Annotated in this window: 8 protein-coding genes; 3 read left to right on the forward strand and 5 right to left on the reverse strand. The window is 75.3% G+C overall.

Annotation, left to right across the window (positions count from 1 at the left end):
* Nucleotides 1–31 precede the first annotated feature (31 nt).
* Nucleotides 32–640, reverse strand: a complete 609-nt coding sequence (locus tag ACW0Q9_RS27900) for a cadmium resistance transporter (protein ID WP_456186306.1) — start codon at nt 638–640, stop codon at nt 32–34.
* A gap of 212 nt (nt 641–852) precedes the next feature.
* Here ACW0Q9_RS27900 and ACW0Q9_RS27905 point away from each other — a divergent pair, with 212 nt between their 5' ends.
* The 3 genes from ACW0Q9_RS27905 (at nt 853) to ACW0Q9_RS27915 (ending at nt 3,991) form a co-directional block, all read left to right on the forward strand.
* On the forward strand, nt 853–1,080 hold the full coding sequence (locus ACW0Q9_RS27905; RefSeq protein WP_007462679.1) for a helix-turn-helix domain-containing protein: 228 nt from the start codon (nt 853–855) through the stop codon (nt 1,078–1,080).
* A 46-nt stretch (nt 1,081–1,126) separates the two neighbouring features.
* Nucleotides 1,127–1,894 (forward strand): enoyl-CoA hydratase/isomerase family protein, encoded by a 768-nt coding sequence (locus tag ACW0Q9_RS27910; RefSeq protein WP_456186308.1) that lies wholly within the window; start codon nt 1,127–1,129, stop codon nt 1,892–1,894.
* A 114-nt stretch (nt 1,895–2,008) separates the two neighbouring features.
* The gene (locus tag ACW0Q9_RS27915; RefSeq protein WP_456186316.1) at nt 2,009–3,991 is read left to right on the forward strand and encodes an ABC transporter ATP-binding protein; all 1,983 of its coding nucleotides are present in this window, start codon (nt 2,009–2,011) and stop codon (nt 3,989–3,991) included.
* 60 nt (nt 3,992–4,051) lie between these two features.
* Here the strand turns inward: ACW0Q9_RS27915 and mug are convergent, their stop codons facing one another.
* The 4 genes from mug to ACW0Q9_RS27935 all read right to left on the reverse strand — a co-directional run.
* Nucleotides 4,052–4,651 carry a G/U mismatch-specific DNA glycosylase gene (gene mug, locus ACW0Q9_RS27920; RefSeq protein WP_456186318.1) on the reverse strand — a complete coding sequence of 200 codons (600 nt, stop codon included), beginning with the start codon at nt 4,649–4,651 and terminating at the stop codon, nt 4,052–4,054.
* A gap of 142 nt (nt 4,652–4,793) precedes the next feature.
* Complete coding sequence (locus tag ACW0Q9_RS27925) at nt 4,794–5,555, reverse strand: SDR family oxidoreductase (RefSeq protein WP_456186310.1); 762 nt, start codon at nt 5,553–5,555, stop codon at nt 4,794–4,796.
* A 43-nt stretch (nt 5,556–5,598) separates the two neighbouring features.
* Nucleotides 5,599–6,048: a hypothetical protein gene (locus tag ACW0Q9_RS27930; RefSeq protein ID WP_456186312.1), complete on the reverse strand. Its 450-nt coding sequence runs from the start codon at nt 6,046–6,048 to the stop codon at nt 5,599–5,601.
* The coding region (locus ACW0Q9_RS27935; protein ID WP_456186314.1) for a DUF692 domain-containing protein at nt 6,045–6,829 on the reverse strand (785 nt) is incomplete at its 5' end. The genes ACW0Q9_RS27930 and ACW0Q9_RS27935, both read right to left, overlap by 4 nt.

A 6,829-nucleotide genomic window follows, 5' to 3' on the forward strand; every position in this document is an offset into this window, starting at 1 on the left:
CGCCGTCAACCCCATGATCAACGGGGCAGGGTCAGTCCAGCAGGGCTGTCAGGTGGGGCAGGACGCCGGAGGTGGTCAGGATGATCACGCCCAGGGCGATGAAGACGGCCGGGACCAGCCAGTGGCCGGCGCGGCCGACCAGGGAGATCACCCGGGGGTGGTTGGCGAGCAGGGCGGCGGCCGCGCACCAGACGGCCACCAGGGCGGCGAAGACCAGCAGCCAGACCAGGCCGGTGGCCGGGTCGAGCGAGCGGAACACCGGCACGTAGACGGCGATGTTGTCGGCGCCGTTGGCCACCGTCACCCCGGCCACGCCGAGCAGGCTGCCGACCACGGCCGGCGGCTCGTCCTCGCCCTCGCCGTCGCGGGACAGCAGGGTGCGGACACCCAGCCCGATCGGCAGCAGCCCGAGCAGTCCGGTCCACGGGTCGGGCACCACGAGCAGCCCGGCGGCGACCACCACCGCGACCGCGAGCAGCGCGCCGATGCCCGCGTACTGCCCGGCGACGATCTGCCAGGGGCGGGGCCGGCCGGTGCCGCGGGCCGCCACGAAGAACACGGTGAGCACGACGATGTCGTCGATGTTGGTGGCGGCGAAGACCCCTGCGGCGCCGGCCGCCGCGGCGAGCAGATCGATCACCCCGGCAGCGTACGGATCAGCCGGCCGGTCGGCTCGTCATGATCCAGCCGGCCGACGCCGGCTGACCGGTCAGAAGGATCACTCTATCGGGAAGCTGACATTGCATAGCGTGTCGGTTGGCGAATAGTTGATATCTGGCGCATGATCGTTCGAGGCGGTCTAATAGGTGGGACCGTATCCGAACCGCACAGTCTGGGACGTGAGGAATCAGCATGGCAGCCACCGGCACAGCCACCAGCACTGAGAAGGGTCGCCGGATCGTCGGGGCCGAGCGCCAGACGCTCGCCAAGGACCTGGTAAAGCGGTACACCTCGGGTGAGAGCATCCGTGCTCTCGCGGCCTCGACCGGCCGCTCCTACGGGTTCATCCACCGGGTGCTCACCGAGTCCGGGGTGCAGCTGCGGCAGCGCGGCGGCGCCCGGCGCCGCAAGAAGGCGTGACCCGCCCCCCAGCGTCGTCCATCAGCGCCGTGCTCCGGGTGGTCCGGTGACCGCCGAGACGACCGGAGTACGACTCGACTGCGACGGGCCGGTCGCGACGGTGACGTTGTGCCGGCCCGACGTGCTCAACGCCCAGACCCCGGCCACGTGGCGCGCGATGAGCGACTTCTCCCGGGATCTGCCCGGCGACGTCCGCGTCGTCGTGGTGCGCGGCGAGGGGCGGGCGTTCTCCGCCGGCCTCGACCTCTCGGTCGCCGGCTCCTCCGGCCCGGGCTCCTTCGCCGAGCTCTCCACCCTGCCCGAGCAGGAGTGCGCCGACCGCATCGCCGAATACCAGGGCGGCTTCACCTGGCTGCACCGGCCGGACGTGATCTCGATCGCCGCCGTGCAGGGCCACGCCATCGGCGCCGGCTTCCAACTCGCCCTCGCCTGCGACCTCCGGGTGCTCGCCGAGGACGCCCGGCTCTCCATGGCCGAGGTGACCCTCGGCCTGGTGCCCGACCTGGCCGGCACGAAGCGCCTCGCCGAGCTGGTCGGCTACTCCCGCGCCCTGGAGATCTGCGCCACCGGCCGCCGGATGGACGCCGCCGAGGCGGACCGGATCGGCCTGGCCACCCTCGTCGTGCCACCCGCGGAGCTGGACGGCGCGGTGCGGGACCTGACCGCCGGCCTGCTGGCCAACAACCGCGACGCGATCGTGGAGATCAAGGCGCTGCTCGCCGGGGCGGGCGGGCGCACCCACGCCGAGCAGCAGCGGGCCGAGCGGGAGGCGCAGACCCGGCGGATCCGGGACCTCGCCGGGCGGGGCGAATAGTAAGGACCGTTCGGGAAGATCCGGGTTACTCGCGAGGTTGTCGTAGTCGTCGGGAGAATTGACCCCGACGGTCCACGGCCGCCGACGACCCGGAGGTGACGAGTGTCCAACCCGATGGCCGGTGGCGGCATGGGCGGCTGGAGCATGCTCCGGTCGATGCGCAACCGCGACGAGATCTCCACACACCAGCTCAAGCGCGGCACCGCCAAGCGGATCGTCGCGTTCGCCCGGCCCTACCGGCGCGACATCGTCGTCTTCCTGATCACCGTGGTGATCGCCGCGGTGATCGGGGTGGCCACCCCGCTGCTCGCCGGTGACGTCATCGACGCGATCGCCGGCGGCGGCTCCGACGCGGGCGCCACCGTGGTCCGGCTCGCCCTGATCATCGCCGCGCTGGCCGTCGCCGACGCGCTCTTCTCGCTGGCCCAGCGGTGGTATTCGGCGCGGATCGGCGAGGGCATCATCCTCGACCTGCGGACCCGGGTCTACGACCACGTCCAGCGGATGCCGCTGCAGTTCTTCACCCGGACCCAGACCGGCGCGCTGGTCAGCCGGCTCAACAACGACGTGCTGGGCGCCCAGCGGGCGTTCACCTCGACGCTGTCCGGGGTGGTCAGCAACGTCATCCAGCTCGTGCTCACCGCCGGGGCGATGCTCGTGCTGTCCTGGCAGATCACCGCGCTGGCGCTGGTGCTGCTGCCCATCTTCATCATCCCGGCCCGCCGGGTCGGCCGGCGGCTCGCCGAGATCACCCGCGAGTCGTACAACCTCGACGCCAAGATGAACGCGACGATGACCGAGCGGTTCGGCGTCGCGGGCGCCCTGCTGGTCAAGCTCTTCGGTTCGCCCGAGGTGGAGGCGGCCCGGTTCGCCGGCCGCGCCGAGCGGGTCCGCGACATCGGCATCCAGTCGGCCATGTACTCGCGCACCTTCTTCGTCGCCATGCTGCTGGTCGCCTCCCTGGCCCAGGCGCTCACCTACGGGCTCGGCGGCTGGCTGGCCGTCGCCGGCGCGGTCAGCGCCGGCACCGTGGTCAAGCTGGCGCTGCTGCTCACCCGCCTCTACGGCCCGCTCACCGCGCTCTCCAACGTCCGGGTCGACGTCATGAGCGCGCTCGTCTCCTTCGACCGGGTCTTCGAGGTGCTCGACCTGCGGCCCGGCATCGAGGAGAAGCCGGACGCCGTGCCGGTGCCCCGGGGCAACGGCCGGGTCGAGTTCCGCGACGTGCGGTTCCGCTACCCGAGCGCCGCCGAGGTCTCGCTCGCCTCGCTCGAGGAGGTCGCCGCGCTCGACCGGACGGTCAACGAGCCGGTGCTCAAGGGCGTCTCGTTCGCGGTCGAGCCGGGGCAGATGGTGGCCCTGGTCGGCCCCTCCGGCGCCGGCAAGTCCACCCTCTCCATGCTGATCTCGCGGATCTACGACGTGACCGACGGCCAGGTGCTGGTCGGCGGGGTCGACGTCCGGGACGCGACGCTCGCGTCGCTGCGCGACGAGATCGGCGTGGTCACCCAGGACTCGCACCTGTTCCACGAGACCATCCGGGAGAACCTGCGCTACGCCAAGCCGGACGCCACCGACGACGAGATCTGGGCGGCGCTGGCCGGCGCGCAGGTCGCCGACCTCGTCCGGGCCCTGCCCGACGGGCTGGACACGACGGTCGGCGAGCGCGGCTACCGCTTCTCCGGCGGCGAGAAGCAGCGCATCGCCATCGCCCGGCTGCTGCTCAAGGCCCCGTCGATCGTGATCCTCGATGAGGCCACCGCCCACCTCGACTCGGAGAGCGAGGCGGCGGTGCAGCGGGCGCTGTCGGTGGCGCTGACCGGGCGTACCGCGCTGGTGATCGCGCACCGGCTCTCCACCGTCCGCGACGCCGACCAGATCCTGGTCCTCGACGAGGGGCGGATCGTCGAGCGCGGCCGGCATGACGAGCTGGTCGCCGTCGGCGGCCTCTACGCCGAGCTCTACCGCACCCAGTTCGCGGTCACCGACTCGCCGGCCCCCTATGTGGAGCCGGAGCAGCCGGAGCCGGTCGTCACCACCGTGCCGGTCGGCACCTACGTGGCGCAGGAGGCGCTGCCGCCGGCCGCCGCCAACTAGCCGGCGGCCCCGCGGCGGACGCTGCCACCGACCCGGCGAGCGCGCGGGAGGCCGCCGCGACTAGCCGGCGGCGGTCACCGCGGCACGCAGCTCGCCGAAGGCCGCGCCGAGCGTCTCCGGGGTGAAGTGCGCGTTCAACCCGCTCGGGTTGGGCAGCACCCAGAGCCGGGCCGCCGCGAGGGGTTCCGGCTGCGGCCCGAAGCCCGCCTTGGGTCGGGCGAACCCGATCCGGTACGCGGTCACCCCGACCACGGCCACCCAGCGCGGCCGGTACCGCGCGACCTTGGCGGTCAGCTCCCGCGCGCCCTCGACCAGCTCCTCGGCGGTCAGCTCGTCGGCGCGGGCGCTGGCCCGGGCCACCATGTTGGTGATGCCGAGGCCGAGGCCGGGCAGCTCGTCCTGCTCGCTGGGGTGCAGCTGGCGCGGGGTGAAGCCGCCCCGGTGCAGCGCCGGCCAGAACCGGTTGCCCGGCCGGGCGAAGTGCCAGCCGGTGGCCGCCGACCACAGGCCCGGGTTGATCCCGACGAAGAGCACGTCCAGCCCGGGCGCGATCACGTCTGGCAGCAGCTTGTCGGCCGCCGCCGCGAGCTGCTCCTTCGTCGGCCGCGGATGCCGCCGCCCGGCCGCCGCCGGGCCCGGCCCGGCCGCGCCGCGCAGCATCGGGTCCGGCACCGCCCCCTCCGGCCGCGCGGCGTCCGGCGCGGCCGCATCGGGCCACGCGGCGGCCGGCCCAGCCGAGTGCGGCGGCGTGGGGTCCGACCCGGCTGCCCCGGGAAGGCGTCGCCCCTTCACCCGCTCACCGTCACAGGCCGCGCAGCGCGCCGCCGTCGACCGGCACGGTCACCCCGGTGACGTAGCCGGCGGCGGGGGAGAGCAGGAAGGCGGCCACCCGGCCGAACTCGGCGGGGTCGCCGATCCGGGCCAGCGGGATCGACGCCTCCGCCTCGGCCCGGGCCCGTTCCGGGTCGCCGCCGGCGGCCAGGAGTTCGCGGTTGCGGTCGGTCATGATCCGTCCCGGCAGCAGGCTGACCACCCGGACGCCGCGCGGACCGTACTCGTCAGCCAGGTCCTTGGCCACCCCGGCCAGGCCGGGGCGCAGGCCGTTGGAGATGCCGAGACCGGGCAGCGGGCCACGCACCGAGGTGGACAGCACCAGCCCGACGGCGCCCCCGTCGGTGAGCGCGGCGGCCACCGTGCGGGCGGCGCGGACGCTGCCCAGGAAGACCGTCTCGAAGGACTCCCGCCACTGCTCGTCGGTGATCTGGGCGGCGGTGCCCCGGGGCGGGCCGCCCACCGAGATCAGCGCGCCGTCGAGCCGGCCGAACTCCCCGCGCGCCGCCGCGACGAGACGCTCCGGGGTGCCCGGATCGGTGAGGTCGGCGGTCAGCCCGATCGCCCGCTCCGGCCCGCCGAGCGCCTCGACGGCGGCGGCCACCCGCTCCGGGGCGCGGGAGGAGATCACCACGCGGGCGCCGTCGGCGACGAGTTGCTCGGCGGTGGCGAAACCGAGGCCGCCCGAGGCGCCGGTCAGCACGTACACCCGGTCGGCGAGTCCGAGATCCATGAGGCCGATCCTGCCGTACCCCGGGTGGGCCTGCCACCCGCTCTCAGCGCGGCGCCGGGCGGAGCAGGCGTACCCGGCCGGCGAGCTGGGCCGCGACGGCGCCGCCGGCCCGGGCGACGGCCGGCAGCCGGCGGGCCCGGGGGGCGGTGCGGCCGTCGTAGCGGCTCGCCGCCTCGCGGGCGGCCAGCTCCTCCGCGCCGAGCGGCGGCAGCGTGCCCCGGTCGCGCAGCTCCCGGGCCAGGTCCCAGCCGTCGCGGAGCGAGCCGTTGGTGGGGCGGGCCGCCGCCCAGCCCGCGAAGGTCCGCGGCCAGGCGTCGCCGAGGCCGGCGGCGAGCAGCGGCCAGTGCCGGGCCACGTCGCCGGCCCGCTTGCGCAGCAGGGCCCGCCGGGCCGCCTCCACCGGCGCGGCGGCGAACCCGGGCGGCAGCGGCCCGCCGGCCACCAGCGCCGCGACCAGCTCCGCCTGCCGCGCGGCCAGGTCACCGCCGGTCACGTGACCACCGGGTGCCCGGCGGCGGCGGCCAGGGCGTCCAGCTCGCCGCGCAGCTCGGCGGCGGGCGGGTAGTGGCCGTCGCGTTCCAGCAGCAGCGCCGGCGGCCGGCGCCGGGCGCACAGCTCGCGGACCAGGTCGAGCACCTCGGCGGGAACCGGGTCGGTGTGCGTGTCGTGGTAGAAGCCGCCGTGCTCGGCGCCGCCGGCCACGTGCGCGTAGGCGATCCGGTCCAGCGGCAGGCGGTCCAGCAGGGCGGCCGGGTCGCCGCCCCGGTTGCGGGCGTTGGCGTGCACGTTGGCGACGTCGAGCAGCAGCAGCGCTCCGGTCGCGTCGAGGATCTCGGTGAGGAAGTCGGCCTCGTCCAGCTCGTCGTCCGGCCAGTCGAAGAGCGCGGCGATCGGCTCCAGGGCCAGCGGCACCGGCAGCTCCGCCTGCGCCCGCCGCACGTTGGCCACCACCGCGGCCACCGCCTCCCGGCTGCGCGGCAGCGGCAGCAGGTGACCGGCCTCCAGCCCGCCGGCCCGGACGAACGCGATGTGCTCGCTGACCAGCGGCGCGTCCAGCGCCGCGGCCACCCCGGCCAGGTGCGCCACCCGGGCCGGGTCGACCGGTTCCGCGCCACCGAGGGAGAGTTTCACCCCGTGGGGTACGACGGTGACGCCCCGCCCGCGCAGCTCGGCGAGGCCGTCGGGGAGGGGCCCGGCCGGGGCGACCGCCTCCGCGACCACCTCGACGAAACGCAGCCCGGGCAGGCCGGCCACGAAACCGGCGATCTCCGGCC

It is taken from the genome of Micromonospora sp. I033, assembly GCF_053890995.1.

Coding starts and splice junctions, on each gene's coding strand:
- ACW0Q9_RS27905 (WP_007462679.1), top strand. CDS start 853: ATGGCAGCCACCGGCACAGCCACCAGCACTGAGAAGGGTCGCCGGATC.
- ACW0Q9_RS27915 (WP_456186316.1), top strand. CDS start 2,009: ATGGCCGGTGGCGGCATGGGCGGCTGGAGCATGCTCCGGTCGATGCGC.
- mug (WP_456186318.1), bottom strand. CDS start 4,651: ATGCTGCGCGGCGCGGCCGGGCCGGGCCCGGCGGCGGCCGGGCGGCGG.
- ACW0Q9_RS27925 (WP_456186310.1), bottom strand. CDS start 5,555: ATGGATCTCGGACTCGCCGACCGGGTGTACGTGCTGACCGGCGCCTCG.